Source organism: Klebsiella sp. CN_Kp097 (assembly GCF_040064495.1).
GTDB lineage: Bacteria > Pseudomonadota > Gammaproteobacteria > Enterobacterales > Enterobacteriaceae > Klebsiella > Klebsiella aerogenes.
The window spans coordinates 282518-305077 of sequence record NZ_JBEAIL010000002.1 but is presented as its reverse complement, the minus strand read 5'-3'; the positions used below and the strand labels follow the sequence as shown (position 1 = coordinate 305077).

General features: G+C 54.8%; 23 protein-coding genes. 10 read left to right on the top strand and 13 right to left on the bottom strand.

What is annotated here, in order from left to right; genetic code table 11:
* The first annotated feature begins 8 nt into the window (after window positions 1–8).
* Entirely contained in the window at window positions 9–863 is an 855-nt protein-coding gene (locus ABLV07_RS03705) for an AraC family transcriptional regulator (protein WP_015369696.1), read from the top strand.
* A gap of 1 nt (window position 864) precedes the next feature.
* On the opposite strand, the gene ABLV07_RS03700 is transcribed toward ABLV07_RS03705, so the two are convergent.
* The 4 genes from ABLV07_RS03700 to ABLV07_RS03685 all read right to left on the bottom strand — a co-directional run bounded on the left by ABLV07_RS03700 (window position 865) and on the right by ABLV07_RS03685 (window position 4459).
* The gene (locus ABLV07_RS03700; RefSeq protein ID WP_058675863.1) at window positions 865–2274 is read right to left on the bottom strand and encodes a cytosine permease; all 1410 of its coding nucleotides are present in this window, start codon (window positions 2272–2274) and stop codon (window positions 865–867) included.
* A gap of 344 nt (window positions 2275–2618) precedes the next feature.
* Entirely contained in the window at window positions 2619–3014 is a 396-nt protein-coding gene (locus ABLV07_RS03695) for a YidB family protein (RefSeq protein ID WP_020077931.1), read from the bottom strand.
* A gap of 44 nt (window positions 3015–3058) precedes the next feature.
* Window positions 3059–3508: a peptidoglycan-binding protein LysM gene (gene lysM, locus ABLV07_RS03690; RefSeq protein WP_015369692.1), complete on the bottom strand. Its 450-nt coding sequence runs from the start codon at window positions 3506–3508 to the stop codon at window positions 3059–3061.
* A 54-nt stretch (window positions 3509–3562) separates the two neighbouring features.
* Window positions 3563–4459 carry a LysR family transcriptional regulator gene (locus ABLV07_RS03685; protein WP_045414325.1) on the bottom strand — a complete coding sequence of 299 codons (897 nt, stop codon included), beginning with the start codon at window positions 4457–4459 and terminating at the stop codon, window positions 3563–3565.
* A 98-nt stretch (window positions 4460–4557) separates the two neighbouring features.
* Between ABLV07_RS03685 and ABLV07_RS03680 the strand changes: the two genes are divergently transcribed.
* Both ABLV07_RS03680 and ABLV07_RS03675 read left to right on the top strand, forming a co-directional pair.
* Window positions 4558–5160 (top strand): short chain dehydrogenase, encoded by a 603-nt coding sequence (locus ABLV07_RS03680; RefSeq protein ID WP_020077929.1) that lies wholly within the window; start codon window positions 4558–4560, stop codon window positions 5158–5160.
* Window positions 5161–5709: 549 nt separating this feature from the next.
* A complete protein-coding gene (locus ABLV07_RS03675; RefSeq protein ID WP_015703479.1) occupies window positions 5710–7113 on the top strand; it encodes a cytosine permease in 1404 nt (467 codons plus the stop codon).
* 41 nt (window positions 7114–7154) lie between these two features.
* Here ABLV07_RS03675 and argE read toward each other — a convergent pair whose 3' ends face one another.
* The 5 genes from argE to ABLV07_RS03650 form a co-directional block, all read right to left on the bottom strand.
* Window positions 7155–8303, bottom strand: coding sequence for an acetylornithine deacetylase (gene argE, locus ABLV07_RS03670; protein WP_049035001.1), 1149 nt, complete (start codon window positions 8301–8303; stop codon window positions 7155–7157).
* A complete protein-coding gene (locus ABLV07_RS03665; protein ID WP_015369687.1) occupies window positions 8296–8970 on the bottom strand; it encodes a DUF1028 domain-containing protein in 675 nt (224 codons plus the stop codon). The genes argE and ABLV07_RS03665 overlap by 8 nt, the downstream gene beginning before the upstream one ends.
* Window positions 8971–8979: 9 nt before the next feature.
* Window positions 8980–9402: a RidA family protein gene (locus ABLV07_RS03660; protein WP_015369686.1), complete on the bottom strand. Its 423-nt coding sequence runs from the start codon at window positions 9400–9402 to the stop codon at window positions 8980–8982.
* 28 nt (window positions 9403–9430) lie between these two features.
* A complete protein-coding gene (locus tag ABLV07_RS03655) occupies window positions 9431–10696 on the bottom strand; it encodes an NAD(P)/FAD-dependent oxidoreductase (RefSeq protein ID WP_015703482.1) in 1266 nt (421 codons plus the stop codon).
* A gap of 310 nt (window positions 10697–11006) precedes the next feature.
* Complete coding sequence (locus ABLV07_RS03650) at window positions 11007–11936, bottom strand: LysR substrate-binding domain-containing protein (RefSeq protein WP_015703484.1); 930 nt, start codon at window positions 11934–11936, stop codon at window positions 11007–11009.
* Here ABLV07_RS03650 and ABLV07_RS03645 point away from each other — a divergent pair.
* From ABLV07_RS03645 to ABLV07_RS03625, 5 genes are all read left to right on the top strand, one after another.
* On the top strand, window positions 11928–12242 hold the full coding sequence (locus ABLV07_RS03645; protein ID WP_058675861.1) for a hypothetical protein: 315 nt from the start codon (window positions 11928–11930) through the stop codon (window positions 12240–12242). The two genes, ABLV07_RS03650 and ABLV07_RS03645, sit on opposite strands and share 9 nt — an antisense overlap.
* Before the next feature lie 325 nt (window positions 12243–12567).
* The gene (locus ABLV07_RS03640) at window positions 12568–14076 is read left to right on the top strand and encodes an aldehyde dehydrogenase (protein ID WP_015369681.1); all 1509 of its coding nucleotides are present in this window, start codon (window positions 12568–12570) and stop codon (window positions 14074–14076) included.
* Window positions 14073–15455 carry an aspartate aminotransferase family protein gene (locus ABLV07_RS03635; protein WP_042897817.1) on the top strand — a complete coding sequence of 461 codons (1383 nt, stop codon included), beginning with the start codon at window positions 14073–14075 and terminating at the stop codon, window positions 15453–15455. Before ABLV07_RS03640 ends, ABLV07_RS03635 begins: the two co-directional genes overlap by 4 nt.
* A 376-nt stretch (window positions 15456–15831) precedes the next feature.
* Window positions 15832–16632, top strand: a complete 801-nt coding sequence (locus ABLV07_RS03630; protein WP_063445706.1) for a hypothetical protein — start codon at window positions 15832–15834, stop codon at window positions 16630–16632.
* Window positions 16633–16798: 166 nt separating this feature from the next.
* Window positions 16799–16987, top strand: coding sequence for a hypothetical protein (locus tag ABLV07_RS03625; RefSeq protein ID WP_015369678.1), 189 nt, complete (start codon window positions 16799–16801; stop codon window positions 16985–16987).
* Between the two features lie 166 nt (window positions 16988–17153).
* On the opposite strand, the gene ABLV07_RS03620 is transcribed toward ABLV07_RS03625, so the two are convergent.
* The 3 genes from ABLV07_RS03620 to ABLV07_RS03610 form a co-directional block, all read right to left on the bottom strand.
* Window positions 17154–18335 (bottom strand): PLP-dependent aminotransferase family protein, encoded by a 1182-nt coding sequence (locus tag ABLV07_RS03620; RefSeq protein WP_015369677.1) that lies wholly within the window; start codon window positions 18333–18335, stop codon window positions 17154–17156.
* Window positions 18336–18431: 96 nt separating this feature from the next.
* A complete protein-coding gene (gene gss, locus ABLV07_RS03615) occupies window positions 18432–20297 on the bottom strand; it encodes a bifunctional glutathionylspermidine amidase/synthase (protein ID WP_020077920.1) in 1866 nt (621 codons plus the stop codon).
* 76 nt (window positions 20298–20373) lie between these two features.
* Complete coding sequence (locus ABLV07_RS03610; protein WP_015369675.1) at window positions 20374–20496, bottom strand: hypothetical protein; 123 nt, start codon at window positions 20494–20496, stop codon at window positions 20374–20376.
* 20 nt (window positions 20497–20516) lie between these two features.
* Here ABLV07_RS03610 and ABLV07_RS03605 point away from each other — a divergent pair, with 20 nt between their 5' ends.
* Both ABLV07_RS03605 and yghU read left to right on the top strand, forming a co-directional pair.
* Window positions 20517–21077: a thioredoxin domain-containing protein gene (locus ABLV07_RS03605; protein ID WP_015369674.1), complete on the top strand. Its 561-nt coding sequence runs from the start codon at window positions 20517–20519 to the stop codon at window positions 21075–21077.
* A 66-nt stretch (window positions 21078–21143) separates the two neighbouring features.
* Window positions 21144–22010 carry a glutathione-dependent disulfide-bond oxidoreductase gene (gene yghU / locus ABLV07_RS03600; RefSeq protein WP_020077919.1) on the top strand — a complete coding sequence of 289 codons (867 nt, stop codon included), beginning with the start codon at window positions 21144–21146 and terminating at the stop codon, window positions 22008–22010.
* A 43-nt stretch (window positions 22011–22053) separates the two neighbouring features.
* Here the strand turns inward: yghU and ABLV07_RS03595 are convergent, their stop codons facing one another.
* Window positions 22054–22548, bottom strand: a complete 495-nt coding sequence (locus ABLV07_RS03595) for a TIGR00645 family protein (RefSeq protein WP_015369672.1) — start codon at window positions 22546–22548, stop codon at window positions 22054–22056.
* Between the last annotated feature and the right edge of the window lie 12 nt (window positions 22549–22560).

The following is a 22560-nucleotide window of genomic DNA, read 5'->3' as shown; positions in this document are numbered from 1 at the left end:
GAGGCAAAATGGGCGAAGCGCAACTGCTGGAACGTATTACGCTCGATCGGCAGGCCATTTCGTTTAATCGCATGTATACCACCAGCGTGCTTTACTACCACTGGCATCAATGCGTCGAATTGCTTTATATATCCAGCGGCTACGGCATCGTGGTGGTGGATAACCAGCACTACACCGCCCGTCCGGGGCGATTATTTATCTTTCCGCCCTTCCGTTTGCACAAAGTGCAGGTCGATCATAGCGATAAAAATCCTTATCACCGCACCACCATGCACATTGAGCAGTCGGTCGTCGAGAGCGCACTCAGCGCTTTCCCGCGCCATCAGGCCCAGTTCGCGGCGCTGGCCGCCAGCAATCTGCCGGCGCAAATTTACGACCTCAGCGAGCACGCGGCATTTATCGAAAGGATCCTTGAACAGTTTCAGCGTCTGGAAGATAACGAGCAGACCACCGCCTGCGAGGTGGCGTTTTTGATGATGCAGCTGATGACGTTTCTTCCCGAGCAGCCGCAACGCTACCCGCCGCGCCAGCAGACCGTCGCCTCGCGGATTATGAACTGGATCGAAGCCCACTATGCCAGCAAGTTTTCTCTCGATCAGCTGGCTTGCGACCTCGGACTTTCACGCAGCTATACCTCGCGGGTTTTTCGTCAGCAGACCGGCGGCAATATCCATGAATATTTGCTCACCCGGCGAATAAAACGCAGTTGCGATCTGCTACGTAATAGCGATGAGAGCATTGATGCCATCGCGCTGGCGGTGGGATTTGGCGAGGTGACCTACTTCATTACCTGTTTTAAAAAGATGATGCGCCAGACGCCGCTGCAGTACCGTAAGGCCAGCCAGCGGCGCTCCGCTTTATAACTTAATCCATCGCCTGCCTGAGGCCAACCTGACGGCGACGCCAGGCGCTATCGCGGCTTGCCAGCCAATAGTACAGCGGCGAGGTCACCAGCAGGCCGACCAGCCAGGAGAGATCGGCGCCGTTAAACCACGCCGAGACCGGGCCAACGTATAGCGGGGTATTCATAAACGGGATCTGCACCAGGATGCCGATGGCGTAGGCCAGCAGCGCGTGCGGGTTGTAACGGCCATAGATGCCGCCATCCACCTGAAATATCGAGTTAATATCGTAGTTGCCCTTGTGAATGGCGTAGAAGTCGATCAGGTTAATCGCGGTCCACGGCACCAGCACCACCAGCAGAGCCAGAACGAGATCGATAAAGTGGCTGATAAAGTCCGCCGAGGCGAAGATCGCCGCCACCACACAGCAAATAAGCACGATAACCGACAGCAGCGCCCGGCTGCGGCTGCCGGGGATCCAGCGCCACAGGAAGGTTTGCACCAGGGTTATCACAGACATCACCGCGCCATACAGATTAAGCGCGTTATGGCTGATGACGCTCAGCAGGAAGAGTACCAGCATCAACGGGCCGATCGCGCCAGTCGCCAGCTTTACCGCATCCATGGTTTCCAGCCCCACCGGCGTCGCCAGCACCGCTACCGCGCCGAAAATAAACGACAGACTGGAACCGAGCGTCGAGCCAAGGTAGGTGGTCCAGAACGTCGCGGCGACGGGCACATCCGCCGGCAGGTAGCGCGAATAATCAGAAACATACGGGGCGAAGGCGATCTGCCACAACGCCGCCAGCGACACGGTAGCCAGCCAGCCCGAGAAGGAAAAGCCGCCGCGGGTTAAGAAATCGGCGGTATGCAGATGCGTGAAGATGTAGCCAAAGCCGACCATAATGCCGATGCCCAGCACCCAGGTGCCGATTCGGTTGAGAATGTGAATACATCGGTAGCCGATAATGCCAATCACGCAGGATCCCACCGCGCCGATCACGATCCCCACCGGCAGTGGGACGGCAGGGGCGATACCGTGCAGCGACTGCCCGGCCAGCACGATGTTCGAGGCAAAGAAACCGACGTACATCACCCCGGCGATCGCCACCACCAGCAGCGAACCAAACGATCCAAACTGCGCGCGGCTCTGGATCATCTGCGGGATCCCCATCTGCGGCCCCTGTGCCGAGTGCAGCGCCATCAGCGCCCCGCCAACCAGATGGCCGACTAAAATCGCAGCGATCCCCCACAGCAGATTCAGATGAAAGATCTGTACCCCCAGGGCGCCTGTAACGATCGGCAGCGGCGCGATATTGCCGCCAAACCACAGGGTAAAGAGATCGCGGGTTTTACCGTGGCGATCTTCTGGCGGAATATAGCCAATGGTGTGCTTCTCAATAAGCGGCGGCGATGATTCTTTGGTCGGCATAGCATTCTCCAAAGTCAGAAACCATTAATAATGGTTGTGATGTGCAGGTGTTTTTATGTTTTGGAGATAATGCGCATTATTTTGCGAAAGGGTAAATTACTTTGTTTATGGCTACAGGAAATAAAAAAACTAATTAGCCCGGCAGGACGCCGATAAATATCATAAAAATTTATCATAACCGTTCCGGTAAGATTAAATAATGATATTTTCAACGCAGCGGTAAGTTGTCAATTAGTAATACAGAATAAATAATCGCGAGGCGGTGAATTTATGGCGGATAATAAAATACGGGCCGTTATTCAGGCCCGTATTATGTGATAAGTTAAAACTCAAACGGCAAGCGTTTAACTAAATAACTTACCTTTCAGTAGATTAAGCCCTGCGGAGACCAGGTCGCCCTGGGCCGGCGCTTCGCCCTGCGGCGACAGGCCATCGACGATTTTTGGCAGGTATTCCGCAATCAGCGATGAGGCGGTTTGCGAATCAACGCCCAGTTTGGCGCCGAGATCCTGCAGCGCAGGCGAGCCGAACACCGAGGTAATCTGATCGCTGTTCACCGACATATTACTCTGCTGACTAAGCCACGACTCGACGATTTCACCTAAGCCGCCGCTGCGGAATTTTTCCAGGATTCCCTGAATACCGCCCTGCTGTTCAATCCAGGTCATGATCGCCTGAAGTTGTTCAGCTTTGCCAGCCTGCCCGCCAAGCACGCCGCCGATTTGATCTAATAATCCCATTACAGTCTCCATCAAAACGTTGCTATTGATCCCTGATTCACGGCTTACTTCGCCGGGATAATCAGTACCTGCCCCGGATAGATCTTATCGGGATGCTTCAGCATCGGTTTATTGGCTTCAAAAATACGCTGATAGTCATTGGCGGAGCCATACATCGCTTTCGAGATGGCGCTGAGGGTATCACCGGATTTAACCGTATAGTAACGACTTTCCGCTCCGCTCTGCGTCACAGTAACGCTATCGTTGACCTGGCCAATCCCGGTTACGTTACCTACCGCGACCAGAATTTTTTCCTTATCTTCCTGTGAACCGACGTCGCCCGTTACCGTCGCGGTACCATCGTCCGCTACGGCAATATTGACCTTTTCGGCACCAGGCAGGTTAAGACTATCAATATGTTTTTTCAGCTTGTCAGCCTGATCTTCCTTGCTGGAGCCGGAGACGGCATCCCAGATCTTCTCGCCCGCTTCTTTCACAAAACTTAATAATCCCATCTATCCATACCTCCATTACTGTTTCACGATGAATGCTTTCATCAGACACGATAATCATAGCTTATAAATACCGTTCACTTCCTTTAACAAATGTTCGACGAAGCGGGTAAGTTTCGGTAACGGGCGCAGATCCTGGCGCCACAGCAGGTGTATCGGCCTCGGTTCCGGGGTGTAATTTTGTAAAATACGCACCAGTCGGCCATTGGCTAAGTCTTCCGCCAGCAGCACTTCCGGTTGCAATAACAGCCCGGCGCCGGCCACCGCCGCCATACGCAGCGCGTAGCCATCATTGCAGCGCAGCACCGCATCGCGCTTCCAGCGTACCTCTTCCGCAGTGCCCGGTAGCCGCCACTCGTTGCGCGCAGTCCACACCGTATGCGAAAGACACTGATGCCCGGCTAAATCAGCGGGCGTCTGCGGCGTGCCGTGGCGCGCCAGATAATCCGGCGCCGCGCAGATCGCCATGCGATAAGGGGCGAGATACTTCGCCACCAGGTCGGTACGCTGGATATCGCCGATGCGAATCGCCAGATCGATTCCCTCATCCACCAGGTCCACCATGCGGTTCGTCAAATCAAGCTCGACGCGTACCTCTGGCCAGGCCTGCAGAAAGGAGGCGGTCAGCGGCGCGATAATGCTGGCGCCGAAAGAAACCGGCGCGCTCACCCGTAGCGTACCGGCAGGGGCCAGCCGTAGCCTTTCAACCGAACGCTCGGCATTCGCCACCTGCTCGAGCACACGCCGCGCCTCGTCAAAATAGACTCGCCCGGCATCGGTCAGGCTTTGCCGGCGGGTATTTCGCTCCAGCAGGCGGGTGCCGAGCTGGCCTTCAAGTAAGGCGATATATTTGCCGACCATCACCGCCGACATCTCAAGACGCGCCGCCGCGCCGGTAAAACTGCCGCACTCCACCACCGCGACAAACGTCTCCATTCCACGCAGCTTGTCCATATTACAAACCCCTGGTTAGCAATCATCTAACTTTTAGCTAGTTTATCCGACAATCGATTAATTAAAGAATAGAGGCTCACTTCACTGAGGAGTTTGCGATGAAAATTATCGTTATTGGCGCCAGCGGTACCGTTGGCCGCGCGGTTGCGGAAGAACTGAGCCGCCAGCATGAGGTTATCCGCGTTGGCCGGACCCACGGCGACGAGCAGGTTGATATCACCTCGCAGCACAGTGTGCAGGCGCTGTTCGAGAAAATTGGCCCGGTCGATGCCATTGTCTCAGCAGCCGGCAGCTTATACTTTGGCCCGCTAAGCACGATGACCGACCGCGATTTTGACCAGGGACTGCAGGATAAATTGTTGGGGCAGATTCGCCTCGCCCTCACCGGCCAGCATTATCTTAACGATGGCGGTTCCATCACCCTGATCAGCGGCATCGTCGCCGATGAACCCATCGCTCAAGGGGTGAATGCCACCACCGTTAACGCCGGACTGGCTGGCTTCGTTCGCGCTGCCGCCTGCGAATTACCGCGCGGGATCCGCATTAACCTGATAAGCCCCACCGTGCTCAGTGAATCCGTCGAAGCCTATGACGGCTTTTTCCCCGGTTTCTCCAGCGTACCGGCCGCAGCGGTGGCGCAGGCCTACCGCCGCAGCGTCGAAGGGATCCAAAGCGGACGGGTTTATAAAGTCGGTTATTAATTATTTTCGGGCAGGATGTCGCATTCCTGCCCTTATATTGATTATCTGTTGGTTATTGTGAAGCGCCTCGCATAACGCCCTTATCCCCATTATCTGTGTGACTTTAGGTTACTCAATACGACAATTCTAATGTCATGATGTATCAGCTAATTATTTTATTTCCCCATTATTTTATGGGGTCAAACATCTATCTCATTAGACCGCAATAAAAACAGGGAATTGTTATTTCTCTCTATGGTTCATCATTCTAATCCCCTCGCAATATGGCAGAGTTTTATCTGCCCGATAAAAAACCATCAGCGGGTTTGCCAGTAAAAAATTAAGCACGAAGCATAAAGCTCTAAAAAACGCGCAACGCACAAATGCGGCGTTTTTCCAGCGCCGGGTAAAGCAGTTTTTTTATATCCAGCACCGATATTTTTTGTCATTTCGCAAATGATACAGAGTTGTAAAAATGGTGAATGAAATGTTGTGATGAGTAGATTAGCTGTACTCCTCATTGAAATATCACTCTTACGCTGATGAAGACCAAAATAATGAGAGAGCACCATGACAAAACATCAATCTGTTAATGTCGAGAATCTTGAAAGTAATACCATCAGACCTATCCCCTTAAATATGCGTCACGGCAAACCAGGCGATCTCTTTACCATTTGGTTTGGCTCCAACATTATGTTGTTAACGGTCATCACCGGCGCGATGTCGGTGACGATTTTTCATCTTTCCTTTTTATGGTCAGTGATTGCGCTATTTATCGGCAGCCTGGTCGGCGGGCTCTTTATGGCGCTGCATTCGGCGCAGGGGCCAAAACTCGGGGTGCCGCAAATGGTCCAGACCAAGGGCCAGTTCGGATCCTATGGCTCCGTGCTGGTGGTCTCGATTGTCGTACTGATGTATATCGGCTTTACCGCCTCCAGTCTGGTGCTCGGCGGGCAGTCGATGCACGCGATTTATCAGCCGATGAACTCGGACATTGGGATTATCGTGGTTGGTGCGCTAAGCCTGTTCGCCACCATCTTTGGCTATAAGATCATCCACTCCTACGCGCGGATCATGTCGTGGATTTCCGGTATCGTACTGGCGGCAACCTTCGTGTGGATAGTCTTCATCCATGGCCTGCCGGGCGATTTTGCCGACCGCGGCGGCTTCAACATCGTCGGTTTTCTCGGCGCCGTGTCTATCGCCGCGCTCTGGCAACTGGCCTATGCGCCCTATGTCTCTGATTATTCCCGCTATATGCCCTACAGCACCAACGATAAAAGCGTCTTTTACGCCAGCTATTTTGGCTGCATTCTCGGCTCCTATTTGCCGATGGTGCTCGGGGTACTGGTGGCGATTTGTATCGGTAATGACGATATTATTCAAGGGATTATGGATCTGACCGGCAGCATGGGGGCGATAGTGATTATCGTGCTGGCGCTGGGGATCGCCGCCACCAACTCGATGATGCTGTACTGCGGCGTACTCTGTACCCTGACGCTCGGCCAGACCTTTATCGACGGCTGGTCGCCGATGGCGCGGGCACGCATTATCACCGCTATTTTGACCATGCTGCTGGAGATATTCCTCGCCATCTATGGCCAGGAAAATTTCCTGTTAATCTACACTAACTTTATTACCGTGCTGCTGTATGTGCTGGTGCCGTGGACGGCGATTAATCTGGTCGATTATTATTTAGTGGCCCATGGCGAATATCACGTTGAGTCTTTCTTTAAACGCGATGGCGGTATTTACGGCTACTTTAATGCAACGGCAATATCCTGCTATATCCTCGGTATTCTGGTCGAAGTACCGTTTATGTCGACCTCAATTTATACCGGGCCAATCGCCCTCACCTTCGGCGGCGCGGATCTCTCCTGGATTATAGGTTTATTGGTGGTCTCACCGGTCTATTATTATTTCTCGAAAGCGAAGAGTGTTAAAAGCATGGCTTTTGCAAAAGAGAAGGTTTAAGGACTACAAGAAAGCGCGCCGCCATTGCGGCGCGTCGGCATTTAAGCTGACATCCAGCGGCAGAGGTTTTTCAACATCTGCGCGCACTTTTCCAACTGCGCCTCGCTAACAAATTCATCCGCCTTATGCCCCTGCTCCATGCTCCCCGGACCACAAACAAGCGTGGCCACGCCGGCCTCATCAAACAATCCGCCTTCGGTGCCAAAAGCGACCGTTGAAAAATCCCCGCATTCGGCCCACTGCGCCAACCAGCCGGCGAACGCCGACTGCGGGTCGCTCAACAGGCCGGGATACTGGCTGAGCGGTTGAAAGGTAATAGCCGCTTCCGCCGCCGTCGCGCGCATTTTTGGCAGCAGTTCGCCTTCGGCATACGCCTGCAGCGAGGACAGGGTGTCATCGAGCGAAACATCCGGTAAATGGCGAATTTCAAAATCGAACTGACAGTGCTGAGGTACAATATTCAACGCCGCGCCGCCCTTAATCACCCCCACCTGCAGGGTGCTGAAAGGCGGATCAAAACGCGTATCCTGGCGAAGCGCCAGCTGCTCGCCCAGCTCGTCCAGGCGGCCAATCAGTTTTGCCGCCCAGGCAATCGCATTCACGCCATCAGGCGCGTAAGCGGAGTGGCAAGCGTGGCCGTGAACATCGCAGCGCATCGCCAGCTTCCCCTTGTGACCATAGACCGGGCGCATCTCCGTCGGCTCGCCGATGATGCACATCGCCGGTTTCTCTGCCGACGCCTGCAGATGGGCGACCAGGCTGCGTACGCCAAGACATCCCACCTCTTCATCGTAGGAAAAAGCCAGGTGCAGCGGCATGCGTAGCGGTTGGGCGAGAAAATCAGGAATGGCGGCCAGTACGCAGGCGAGGAAGCCTTTCATATCGGCGCTACCGCGGCCGTAGCAGCGGCCATCGCGTTGCGTGAGGGCAAAAGGGGGAACCGTCCATGGCTGGCCGTCAACCGGCACCACGTCGGTGTGGCCGGAGAGCATAACGCCGCCGGGCCCCGCAGGGCCCAGTCGTGCATAGAGATTAGCTTTTCGCCCTTCCGCATCATAAAAACGCTGCGTTTCGATTGCGAAGCCGTGGAGATAATCGGCAATATCGTCGATCATCGCCAGGTTCGATTCGCGGCTGGTGGTGTCAAACGCCAGCAGCCGCGCCAGAATATCCTGTAATCGACTATTCATCGCCGGGTACTCCGTAACTGGGAGCCTCCCGCGGGTCGAGCGCGCGCGTCACGTAAGCCTGCATTTGCGGTTCATAGGCCTGCCACAGCGCCGCCAGCTCGCCAATCGGGTCCGTTTCATTCCAGTCGACGCGCAGATCCACCAGCGGCCAGGAGTAATCATCTACCACTTTCACCGCCGCCGAATGGACCGGCCCGGCCTCGCCGCCCTCTGCTACACCGGCCTGCAGCGCGGCAACCAGCCGCGTCGCCAGCTCGCCTTCGGTTTGCGAAAACGTTGCCGCCATCGCGGCAATAACAGCCTCAGATGCCAGCATATTACCGCCGGCGATACAGTTATCGCCCTGCACAACATGCCAGGTCCCCAGCGTTTTATCGCCGCTGAACCACGCGGTCTGGCCGCTGGCGTCGATGGCGATAATCTGCCGATAGCGGCTAAAGTCGTCTTCCGCCAGCGCCCGACGCATCGCTTTCTCCGCCGTCAGCCCCTGCTCCATCTGCGCCAGAGTGAGTTGCCCCAGCGCCGGTAAGGTAATATTTTGGCTCGATACCGCTCCTACCCCCGCCTGCAGCCACGGGCAGCGGGCGCCGACGGCAATGCTTGAAGAGCTGATCGCGATACCAAACTGCCCGCTTTCCGGGCAGCGTGCGGCAATCGAAAATGTCATTCTGCCTCCTTATTTCGCCGCGTCATCAGGGATGACGGCGATTACATCAATTTCCATTAACCACTGCGGCTGCGCCAGCGCGGAAATCACCAGTCCGGTGGAGATCGGGAACACGCCTTTTAGCCATTTTCCTACCTCCTGATAGACCGGTTCGCGATAGCGCGGATCGATAATATAGGTGGTGGTTTTGACGATATGCGACAGATCGCTCCCCGCCTCTTCCAGAAGCTGTTTGACGTTTTTCATCGCCTGTTCCGCCTGCGCTCTAGGGTCGCCAAGGCCCACCAGATTGCCGGCAAAATCCGTCCCTACCTGGCCGCGAACGTAGACGGTATTACCTGCGCGCACCGCCTGACATAAGTCATTGTCCAGCGTCTGATTAGGGTAAGTCTCTTTGGTATTGAACATCCGAATACGAGTATGGGTCGGCATAATGGTTATCCTGTTCAGTAAGTCATGATTAACGCTGGCTGGCGTCTTTATACTGGCTATATTTACGGCGGGTAGCGATATGGTCGGCGATATGCTTCGCGTCGTGCCAGACGCCCCAGATAAAGGTTGATCCCCGGCGCGATAACCACGGCAGGCCAAGGAAGTAGACACCCGGTTCGCTGGAGACGCCGCGCTGATGCTGAGGACGGCCCTGTTCATTGAAAGCGTTGACGTTGAGCCAGCTGTAGTCCACCGCATAGCCGGTGGCCCAGATAATGGTGTTAATCCCCGCCTGCGCCAGATCGAGCGACAGGATCGGCGACGTCATGCAGTCCGGGTCCGCTAAGAATTGCCGTGCGGCGGGCTCTTCCGGTAAATCCAGGCCATTGGCGGCGATGTAAGCATCGGCGGCATCCAGCAGCGCCAGGTAGTTTTCATCGCCGAGGCGAATATTTTCGACGAGATTATTTTTAAAGGAGACGGTGCCCCCAGCGAAGGATTCGGTGAGACCAACCAGCGTGATACCGCGATGCGCCAGCTCACGGAAATCAACCGTGTGGCCGCCGTGCGCGCCGCTAACCGCGATGGTAACGTGCTCTTTACCGGGTTCGCTGGCCGGGGCATCCCACAGGCCTAATACCCCCAGCCACCAGCAGAAATCCCGGTTACGATAGGCGCGCGGCGGGCGGTCATGGGCGCCGACCGACAGATAAACCTTGCGGCCCGCGCGCTGCAGTTCATCGGCGATTTGCACGCCGGACGAGCCCGCGCCCACCACCAGCACCGCGCCTTCCGGCAGTTGCTGCGGGTTGTAATATTTCGCCGAATGAATTTGATGGATGGCGCTGTCGCGCGGGGCGATCGGCGGAATAACCGGCTTCTGGAACGGCCCGGTCGCCGCGACAATATTCAGCGCTTCAATCACGCCGTCGGTAGTTTCAATGGTAAACCCCGGACGCCCGTGGTTACGCACCGCGCTTTTGACTTCCACGCCGGTACGCACCGGGAGATTAAATTCGCGCACATAATCAACAAAGTATTGCGCAACATCATCCTTGGCAATAAAGGCATCGGGGTCGCCGCCTTTAAACTCCATGCCCGGAAAACGGTCATGCCACGCCGGGCCGTTCGCCACCAGCGAATCCCAGCGGCCGGTACGCCATGCTTCGGCAATGCGATTCTTTTCCACGACCAGATGCGAAATACCCTGTTTGCTCAGGTGCTCGCTCATGGCGATACCGGCCTGCCCCCCGCCAACAACCAGCGTCTCGATTTGTATTTTTTCTACGGTCATAAATATGTCCTTCGGATGATGTTCTGCTCATGACCGAGGTTAATAAACCGTTATACACAGGTAAATTATTATAAATTTAGTACCTGAGAATAAAATAATGATGCAGCGGTCTCCCCCTGCCTTCAGGCCATTCCCGCCATGCGAATACGCAGTATTTATTTTTCAGGCACGAGATTTTGAAAGGAAAATAACCATGACTTTCGAGGCTCATGAAAATATCGTCAGAGCCTCGTTTTTTTATAGGCAATAAAATGCAGAATATACCTTATGAATATGTTTACCCGCGCTAATCGCGGGTAAATTTACTCATTCAGGCGACTTTCACTTCTTGCTGCGGCGGGCTCAACACCGCATTGCGGCAATATTCCATAAACAGTTTGGTGGGTTTAGTCGGTTCACTACTGCGCAGGTGCGCCATTACCAGCGCCGAATTCGCCATCTCATCCTGGATTTCCACACAGCGTACCTGCTGGCCGTCATAGGTCATGTCATTCACCGGACGCGTCACCAGCACCGAGAAGCCCAGCCCCTGGCCGACCATGCAGCGCACCATCTCAATCGAAGGCGAACTGTAGGCCACCTGCGGGTTGTAGCCCTTATCTTTGAAAATGCTGATGAAGTAGTTTTTGCTTGGCACCACATCCAACAGGATCATTGGCAGATTGCTCAGCTCGGACAGCCGTACGGCGTGCCGCTGGGCCAGTGGGTGGTCCGCCGGTAGCAACGCATAGGGTTTCTGCGGCGCGTTGAGGCTCTCGGTATAAATCGAGGTATCCAGTTCGAGGTCGTAGAGAAAAGCCAGGTCAAAACGCCCGCGGTGCAGACCGTGAGCAATCTCGTGCTGCTCGCCGTCGTAAATTTTAATGGTGATTTCGGGATAAATTTTCTTAAACCCGGCCATCAACGACGGCATATACAGCGGCGCGGCGGTCTCAAAACAACCGATGGAAATAATTCCGGAGACCAGCTCATTATCGGCTTTCGAGTTTTGTTCAAATTGATAAGAGAGCCGCAGCAGTTCTTTGGCTTTTTCATAAAAACGCTGCCCGCTCGGGGTCATTGATACCCCCTGGGCGTGGTGGCGAATAAAAAACTGCTGCTCAAACATATCTTCCAGCGTCTTCACGGCGATGGAAATTGACGGCTGCGCGATATGCAGCTGGCGTGAGGCTTCAGCAATACTTTCCGCCTCGACGACGGCAACAAAGTATTTGAGCTGTTTCAGGGTGAAATGGGGCATGTGATACCTTATTTTTTTATCATCAAGGAGGCAGGCTGGTTAGCTTTAAACGATGAACACCTTGGCCTGCAACCCTCTGCCGTGAAAAAGATCAACAATCCGACAGCGATCAGATTTTTACAGAAAATTAACAGATACCTGGCGAAAAAATTGCGAGCGCCGGAGGATAGTACTTCGGCCAGTATAAGCAGGATGAGAAAAAACAAGGCATATAACTACCTTATATTACAACGTATTAATCGTGCTGCCGCTAATGAAAACAGGCTGATGAACTCGATCGTTTCACCGTTATTCATTTCTCCTTAATTAGTATTTATATTCTCAATACCTTAATTTGAGAATATTTAATATCGCCAAAAGCACGCAGGCTCCGGGGTTGTAGAAAACTGACCGCAAATAAAAACTCTTTGCATTACAGCCTATTGAAAAATTGTACCTCCCCGATTTTTGAACGCCATCACAACGCACAACCTCCCGCCCTGGATCACAGAAAATAGCCAATCCTGGCTAACAACGATTTTTATAGAGGTTGCCTAGATTTTTAGTCCTTTCTCGCCGCATTGGCCTACTGCATCATGAACTCAAAGAAACAAATAAATAACAATTACGCAACATGCGAAGGAGAAGGTTCATGTCTGATAGAAACTTTTGGCAGCGCAAGCTGCAGGAGCAGCGCTTTATCAGCCACGCCATTATCGATGGTCAACCGTACGTCGCGAAAAGCCGTAAAACCTGTCCCGCCATTAACCCAGCCAGCAATACGCTGCTGGCGGAAGTCACCTCGCTGCAGACGGAAGATATCGATATTGCCGTCGCCTCCGCGCGCCGCGCGTTTACTTCCGGCGTCTGGTCGGGGCTGGCGCCGCAGGAGCGTAAACGCGCGCTGCTGCGCCTCTCGGCGCTGATCCTTCAGCATCGCGAAGAGCTGGCGCTGCTGGAGAGCGTCAGCATGGGGAAACCGGTCAACGATGCGCTGAACATTGATGTCCCCGGCGCCGCGCACATCCTCAGCTGGTATGCCGAAAGCGTAGATAAACTCTACGATGAAGTGGCTCCCGCCAGGCCCGGCGCGCTGGCGACTATTACCCGCCAGCCCATCGGCGTGGTTGCCGCCATCGTGCCGTGGAATTTCCCGCTGGACCTCGCCTCCTGGAAGTTGGGTCCGGCGCTGGCCGCCGGCAATAGCGTAATCCTCAAGCCCTCGGAAAACTCGCCGTTTAGCGCCCTGCGTCTGGGCGAACTGGCGCTGGAGGCCGGTATTCCGCCAGGCGTGCTTAACGTGGTGACCGGGCTGGGAACCGAAACCGGAAGCGCGCTGGGACTGCATCACGATATCGATGTCATCGCCTTCACCGGCTCAACCGCCGTCGGCAAAGCCTTTATGGCCTATTCGGCCCAGTCCAACCTGAAACAGGTATGGCTGGAGTGCGGCGGCAAGAGCGCCAATATCATCTTCGCCGACTGCCAGGATCTCGACCTGGCCGCTGAAAAAGCAGCCTTCGGCATCTGTTTTAATCAGGGCGAAGTCTGCTCGGCAAACTCCCGCCTGTTGGTTGAGCGCCCGATTTACGCGGCCTTCATTGCCAAACTACAGGAAAAAATGCAGGCCTGGGCTCCGGCGCATCCGCTCGAACCGCAAAGCCGCATGGGGGCCATGGTCAGCGCCGCCCATGCCGAAAAAGTGATGGCGGCTATCCGCCGCGCGCAAGACGAGGGAGCAACGCTGCTTACCGGCGGCCGTACGGTGGAAATAGACGGCGTCGCCAACTATGTTCAGCCGACGCTACTGACCGACGTGAACGAAGAGATGGCGCTGTGGAAAGAGGAAATCTTTGGTCCGGTGCTGGCAGTTTGCGCCTTCGATAGCGAGCAGGAGGCGGTCCATCTGGCGAATAACCATATCTATGCGCTGGCCGCCTCGCTGTGGACCGACAATCTGCACCGCGCCCATCGCGTCGCCGCGCAGCTGACCGCCGGAACGATCTCGGTAAATACCGTCGATGCGCTGGACGTCACCGTTCCCTTTGGCGGCAACAAACAGTCGGGCTTTGGCCGCGATCTGTCGCTGCACGCCTTTGATAAATTCACCAGCCTCAAAACCACCTGGTTTCAGTTTCAGCAGACAGGAGAGACGAAATGACTAATCCAAGCAATCAGAACCGTTCGACGTCCGATTACCAACATTCAGATGCGGCTCACCATATTCACGCCTTCCTGGATCAAAAAGCGCTGAACGCCGAAGGGGCGCGCGTCATGGTACGCGGCGAAGGACTATACCTGTGGGACAACGACGGCAATAAATACCTCGATGGAATGTCCGGCCTGTGGTGTACCCAGTTGGGCTACAGCCGCCAGGATCTGGCGGACGCCGCCGCGGCGCAGTTTGCCAAACTGCCCTATTACAATATGTTCTTCCACACGACCCACCCGGCGGTTATCGAGCTTTCCGAGCTACTGTTCAGCCTACTGCCGCCGCACTACAGCCACGCTATCTACACCAACTCCGGTTCGGAATCGAATGAAGTGCTGATTCGCACCGTTCGCCGTTACTGGCAGATCCTCGGTAAGCCGGAGAAAAAGGTGATGATTGGCCGCTGGAACGGCTATCACGGCTCCACGCTGGCGGCAAGCGGGCTCGGCGGCATGAAGTTCATGCATGAAATGGGCGGGGTGATACCGGACGTGGCCCATATCGATGAACCCTACTGGTTTATGCACGGCGGCGACCTGACGCCGCAGGAGTTCGGCCTGCGCTGCGCCCGCCAACTGGAAGAGAAAATCCTTGAGCTGGGCGCGGAAAACGTCGCCGGCTTTATCGCCGAGCCGTTCCAGGGCGCCGGCGGTATGATCTTCCCGCCGGAAAGCTACTGGCCGGAGATCCAACGTATTTGCCGGCAATATGACGTGCTGCTGTGCGCCGATGAGGTGATTGGCGGCTTTGGCCGTACCGGTGAATGGTTTGCGCATCAGTACTTTGGTTTTGAACCGGATACGCTATCGATTGCCAAGGGGCTAACCTCCGGTTACGTACCGATGGGCGGGCTGGTGCTGAGCAAGCGCATGGCCGACGTGCTGGTGGAAAAAGGCGGCGTTTTCCCACACGGCCTGACCTATTCCGGCCACCCGGTGGCGGCCGCGGTGGCGATTGCCAACCTGAAAGCCTTGCGCGATGAAAACCACGTCACCCGGGTTCGCACCGATAGCGGCCCCTATCTGCAAAAAACGCTGCGCGAGGTGTTCGAAAACCATCCGCTTATTGGCGAGGTGCAGGGAGCCGGGCTGGTGGCCGCCCTGCAGTTTGCTGAAGATAAAGCCACTCGCAAACGCTTTGCCAACGAGAACGAACTGGCCTGGCGCTGTCGCACCATCGGCTTTGAGGAAGGCGTGATCATCCGCTCAACGCTGGGGCGCATGATCATGGCGCCGGCGCTGATAGCCGGACATAACGAACTCGATGAACTGGTTGAAAAAACCAAACGCGCCGTGGACCGCACCGCGAAAGAGATTGGCCTGCTATAAGCATTATTTAATATCGTTTACATTATTAACCCGCCGCGCGCGGGTTAATTTTTTATATACCCTAAATAATTCGAGTTGCAGGAAGGCGGCGACGCAGGGAATCCCCAGGAGCTTACTCCAGTAAGTGACTGGGGTGAGCGAGGACAAATTCGTCAGGAACGAATTTGAACGCTGTTTACAGCGCCCGTAAGGGCGAGGCCCAAGGATGGGCCGAGTTATTGCCAACGCACATGCAACTTGAAGTATGACGGGAATAGCGTAAATAATTAAAACGTCTTACAGGCAAATGCAAAATTAAATATATCGGTGATATTAGCGATGAATATCGTCGTGTACAGTAGTTGGTTGTATTTTATTTTTTAATTGTGAATTTTTTATGCTTATTAAATATCTCCCGGTATGTGCGCTGTGTATCGGTCTGCTGCCAGGCGCGCTCTTTGCCCAGACGGGGGAAGTTAAAACCAACGCCGAGAAATCGGCGGATGACCCGACTAAAGTGACCACCAAATTCGGCATGACGTGGTCAGATAACTACGATCTGGATGACAGCAATCTCGCATTTTCCGGCTCGCTGGCCTTTGACGAAGCGCGGAAACTCAATGTGCGTATTAATAGCGACGCCACGGAATGGCGCGTCGGCGGTTCATGGCTATTTCCGATTGGTATTTTTAACTTTAACTTTGGGAAAAATGTTTATCCCGATGACTCCTCACAAACCAACTATTCTATCGGCACGTTCCTGCCGCTCAGTTATTTTGGCTTTGAACCAGCAGGCTTCCAAATATTCCCGATGGCCGGTTATACCTATAATACCGGCGACCATATGGCCTGTAATAAGGATCAACATAGCGCCTGTTCGCAGTCGGGTTTTAACGGCATGCCGTCGCCGGAAAACGGTTTTGAATCGACGAATATCTCCGGCAGCAGCGGCTATCTCGGCGCATTTGTCCTGAAACCACTGAGCGCCGATTTGCGCCTGTTGGGCTTCGCCGGGGGGTCGTATGGCTCGAAAAACGACGATGGCGATAACTATAAAGGTTATTTCGCCGGGGTCGGCGTGGGATATAACCTGACCGAGCATAACGCGGTGAAATTTATGACCTACGTGCAGGATAACAACACCTATCTCGATGAAGCCGAAAAGCGCTTCCTGTTCTCCTGGCAGTATCAGCTTTAAGACGGTGAGCGGGGTCATCTGGCCTCCGCTTCTGCATACGCTCCCACTCTGGTTACGATTGCGCAAAGACAGACTTTCTGGTGATGTGTAAAGTAGCAAAAAAATGTTGATCTGATACGAACAAGCTTTTATTTTGCCTGCTAGTTTTCAAACTGAGATGAAACTGATGCCTACTATTATCGCCAGTAGTATGAAAGAAGCTAAAGAACTCGTTAACGCCAGAAAATACCGGGAAATCGTCCTGAATTTCGATGTTGACGCTGATGATTTTTTTACCCTTGCAACGGCTCAGCGTGACACTAAAATCACCATTGCAAACAAAAATAGCCACTCACCGGTTACATTAGAAAAATAATAAAACCCCTGAGGAAATTTTTATGTTGTTGTTTATTGGCACTATTGCTGTCGCTTTTCTCTCTTCCCTGATGCTTATCTGGCTTGACGATCGCATCGCCGAGCAGGAGTAACCCCTCCCCCGATTTAAAGCTCTCCGCACCGGTCATCGGTGCGGAGACAAAAGATTACAGCGATTTCGCCAGACGTTCGACGGCGGTCAGCAGACCGGCTTCAGAAACCGTCGAATAGGAAAGACGCAGGGTGCGGGTATCCGGATTATCGTTGTAGAACGCTTCACCAGGTACGTAAACCACGCCGTTTTCCAGCGTCTTTTTCAGCCACGCCATGGTATCGAACGGATAGCGGAAACGGGCCCACAGGAACATTCCCCCTTCCGGGCGGCTAAACTCAAGATGCTCGCCAAGACGGCTTTCCAGCGCATCAGCCAGCGCCACGCACTTCTTACGGTAGTCTTCGCGGATCAGGGCGATCTGATCGTTCAGGCGATTCATTCCCAGATACTCAGCGGTGATGACCTGAGAGAGCATATTGGTATGCAGATCCGCCGCCTGCTTCACGATCACCGCCTGGTGCGCCAGCCATTCCGGCATCACGATCCAGCCAATACGCATTCCCGGCGCGAGGATCTTGGAGAACGTGGAGGTGTACACCACCCGATCTTCACAGCCTTGTTCGATCGCATGTTGATACAGCGGACGACGCACTTTATCGGTGAAGCTGATTTCGCCGTAGGGATCGTCTTCGATGATCACAAAATCATGTTGCTTCGCTAAGGCTACCAGCCGTTGGCGACGATCGTCGCTGAGGGTTTTACCGCCAGGGTTGCCAAACGTCGGCACCAGATAGACCGCTTTAACCTTAGTGGTCTCCAGCAGATCGGCCAGTTGTTCAACCAGCATCCCGTTATCATCGGTATCGACGCTCAGGATATTCGCCTGCGCCAGCTGGAATACCTGCAGCGCGGCAAGGTAGGTCGGGCGTTCAACGACGACCGCATCGCCCGGATCGAGCAGCGTGCGGGCGACAATATCCAGCGATTGCTGCGAGCCGGAGGTGATGTACACCTGGCTTGCCGAGCAGGCCACGCCGCGCGACTGGCAGATTTCGCTCACCGCCTGACGCAGCGGCGGATAACCTTCGGTAAGGCCGTACTGGAACGCATCATTAAAACGTTCGCTCATCACCTTTTGCACCGCGAGGTTGAGACCTTCGGTATCAAACAGTTCCGGAGCCGGAATACCACCGCCAAGCGAAATAACGCCGGGCAGTTTACTGTGTTTGAGAAGTTCGCGGACGGCGGAGGGCTTAAGTTCACCCGCGCGGGCGGCGAGGCGCCGATCGTGCATATGCTTTTCCTTTTCTGTCTTGTTGTTGTGTTAGTTGTACGTTGAAGCTTTGCAGGTGCCGGGCTGCGATGCTAGCCGCTGCCCGGTTTGCGGCCGCTACTCGTCGTCTTTTAGCACGACTAACGGCTCAATATCGCTCTCTTTCTTCACCACCAGCGAATCATCGCCGCGCAGGCAGGTTCCGCCATAGTTACCGCCCACCGTAAAAGTGCACACCTGGATGTACTTGCCGTCAACCTTCGGCAGACACCACAGCTGCTGGTAAATATTTTTGCGATCGACAAATTGCCCGCTGGTCTGATCCAATACCTCATCGTGCGGGCTTATCAGATCGATGTTATTACCGCAGCGCCCGGAGATCGGTTTGACTGCATAACCGGTTTTCGCCAGCTCGTCATTGACCACAAAATCGGTATCCAGCAGATAGCGATGATGCGGGAACAGCGACCACAGCACCGGCAGAATCGCCTTGTTGCCGGGGATAACCGTCCACAGCGGTTCGAATACCAATACTTCAGGGCGCAGCAGGACGTCAATCAGGCGCACCTCATTTTGCGGATGACCGGTACGAATCGGCACCGCCGCATACTCATCGGCGCTGACTTCCCGCACCTGCTCGATGGCGGTTTCCCACGCCCAGGTCTTCCACACGCAGTTAACCAGGCGGCCATCGCCGTCGATAAGCTGTCCGGCGGCATCCCAGCGCAGCTCATCAAGGCCAAAGAGAATTTTGCTCTCAAAGCCCGCCTCGGTTAGCGAACGCTGAATAAACTGGGCATGGTAGTTCTCTTCAAGATCCTTATCCTGCATGATGTGCACGAACGGCCGCGCGCGGCTGTGCTTCCACGCCCCCGCCAGCTCCTCAAGCAGATTTTCCGCCGGATTATGGCCGGTACCGCGATAGCCCTGTTTCAGCCACTGTTCGAGGATCAATCCGCCTTCTGTATGGCAAGAGGCAGAGTCGGCGTTGTATTCGTACACCTTCAGCCCGCGCTCATCCATGCAGAAATCCATGCGCCCGGTAATCATATGATGACGACGGCGCTGCCACGAGAGGCGCAGACGAGGCCAGAGAATTTTCGGAATATCGAACAGCGCCAGCAGGTTGTCATCCTTCATCACCTTATCAGTGGCGTGCAGATACATCAGGTGCAGTTCGTTGGTCGCTTTAATCAGCTCCTGTTCGGCGCTCTCGCTGATGGTGAAGTACTGGTAAGGATCCTGATTGATGAAATGACCGTTGGCTTCAACATAGGCCTTTTGCAGCGTGTCTTTCTCGTTGAGCCAGTTACCGCGGAACTGGCCTTTATTCGGCAGCCGCGCGCCGCTGATTTTCATCTCCTCGCCCGGCAGCACCGGCTGCGGCAGGCTATGCTCGGTATCGGCGGTCTGGATCATCCAGCCTAAAATTTCGGTATCGGCAAAGGTATCTTTGATGGTGTAGACGCCGTCTTTCACTTCCAGCGTCAGCTCGCGGGTCCACTGCTGCCCCTGCGGCAGCGGCGCGTGGATGACGTTCTGCTCGGCGATACGGACCTTATTCCCTACCAGTTGCGTAATCACCGCCACGTGTCCGGTATGTTTAAACTCGCCGCCTTTCTGCCAGATTAGCAGCGAACCGGCGATCGGCGGACGGCGCGAGCCGTTGGCGAAGGCCTGCAGGGGAAGAATGTTGTCATTCACCACTTCGCGCAGAAAGCGCAGCGAGAAGATTTCATAAGCCATACCGACATCGGTAAAAACAAAACCGTAGGTGAGGAATAAAAAGCGCCGCGCGAACTCTACGCATTGCCATTTATGCCCCATATACTCATTGCCGATATAGCTGCGGAAAGCGGCGTCATCCGGATAATCTTGTGGATTTAAGCTACTGTAATTCGAAGAATAAATTGCCACGCCGCCCGGCGCGTAGCCTAAAAGCGTGCCGAAAGGGGCGTCAATACTGGTCGATCCTTTACTCATTTAGCCTGACCTCAAATTAATGCAGCCCGGGCAGTTGGCGGAACAAAACTCCCTCTTCTTATCCTGCCGCAGGCACTTACCAGACAGAGGTGAAATGATGATACCACTCATTCGATTCGCTAAACGTGCCCTTATAGAAAATAACCCGGCGTCCATTGGCAGAAGTGATATTGTTAGCCAACACATAACAAAAAAACATCACTACATCAGGAGTCGACAATGAGCTCACCTTCGCATCTCAATGCCCAGCCGCTGGTCTGGGGACACGGACCGCGGACTTTTGAAGTATTCCTCGAACCAACCTGTCCGTTTTCCGTTCGCGCCTTCAATAAACTCGATGAATTGCTGGATGAAGTGGGCGCCGAGAACGTCACGATTAAGATTCGCCTGCAGTCCCAGCCGTGGCATCTGTTTTCCGGGGTGATAGTGCGCTGCGTGCTGGCCGCCTCCACCCTGCCGCACGGCAGAGAGCAGGCGCACAAAGTCCTGCAGGCGGTCGCCGATCATCGTGAAGAGTTTGAATTCACCGACCACTGCAGCGGGCCGAATATGAATACCACCCCGCAGCAAATTATCGAACGCCTTGAACGCTACAGCCACGTGTCGCTGGCGGCGGCGTTTGCCCGTCCGGAGCTGCAAAACGAGATCAAATGGCACAGTAAATACGCCCGCCAGAACGGCATTCATGTGTCGCCGACGTTTATGGTCAACGGCCTGGTGCAGCCCGATCTCGGCAGCGGCGATGACGTCAGCGTGTGGGCCGCGCGGATTATGGCCTGAGATTAGCTGCTAGACTTTTTGTACACCTCACTATTTTTGTACACCTTACTAAAGAGGCAGGTCAGTATGTCCGACAATCACTACCAACCACCGAAAGTATGGGAATGGAAACAGAATAACGGCGGCGCGTTCGCCAATATCAACCGTCCGGTTTCCGGCGCCACGCATGAGAAAGTGCTGCCCGTTGGTAATCACCCACTCCAGCTCTACTCGCTGGGCACGCCGAATGGGCAGAAAGTGACGATCATGCTGGAAGAGCTGCTGGCGCTGGGTGTAGCAGGCGCTGAGTATGACGCCTGGCTGATTCGTATCGGCGAAGGCGACCAGTTCTCCAGCGGCTTTGTCGAAGTTAACCCGAACTCGAAGATCCCGGCGCTGAGCGACCACTCTACCACTCCGCCGACTCGGGTATTTGAATCCGGCAGTATCCTGCTCTATCTGGCGGAAAAATTTGGTTTCTTCCTGCCGAAAGACCCGGCCGGGCGTACCGAAACGCTAAACTGGCTGTTCTGGCTACAGGGCGCAGCGCCGTTCCTCGGCGGCGGCTTTGGCCACTTCTATAACTATGCGCCGGTAAAAATCGAGTACGCCATCGACCGCTTTACCATGGAAGCGAAACGTCAGCTCGACGTGCTGGATAAGCAACTGGCGCGCGGCCGCTTTGTGGCGGGGGAAGAGTACACCATTGCCGATATGGCGATCTGGCCGTGGTACGGCAACGTGGTGCTGGGCAACGTCTATAACGCCGCAGAATTCCTCGATGCCGGCAGCTACGTTAACGTGCTGCGCTGGGCGCAAGACGTGGGCAATCGCCCGGCTGTGAAGCGCGGACGGATGGTTAACCGTACCAATGGCCCGCTCGACGAGCAGTTGCACGAGCGCCATGACGCCCGCGATTTCGACACGCAGACCGAAGACAAACGTCAGGCGTAATGCCTTTACCCGGCGGCGCGAAGCTGCCGGGTAAGTTGTCACATCAGTGCTTTACCTTGGTCAGGCGATCGAGATAGCCCATCACAAAGGCGGACAGCACAAAGGTGAGATGGATAATGACGTACCACATCAGCTTATTATCCGGCACGTTCTTCGCATCCATAAACACCCGCAACAGGTGAATGGAAGAGATAGCCACAATCGACGCCGCCACCTTGTTTTTCAGCGATGTCGCATCCATTTTGCCAAGCCAGTTGAGCTTCTCTTTGCCTTCGTTAATATCCAGCGTCGAGACGAAGTTTTCATAACCGGAAAACATCACCATCACCAGCAGCCCGCCCACCAGCGTCATATCGACCAGCGAAAGCAGCGTCAGAATCAGATCCGACTCGCTGACGCTGAAGATATGCGGCAGGATGTGGAATATCTCCTGAAAAAATTTTATCGATAGCGCGATAAGGCCCAGCGAGAGGCCGAAATAAACCGGCGCCAGCAGCCAGCGCGAAGCATAAATAGCGTTTTCCAGAAAGCGTTCCATAAGGTCCTGTCA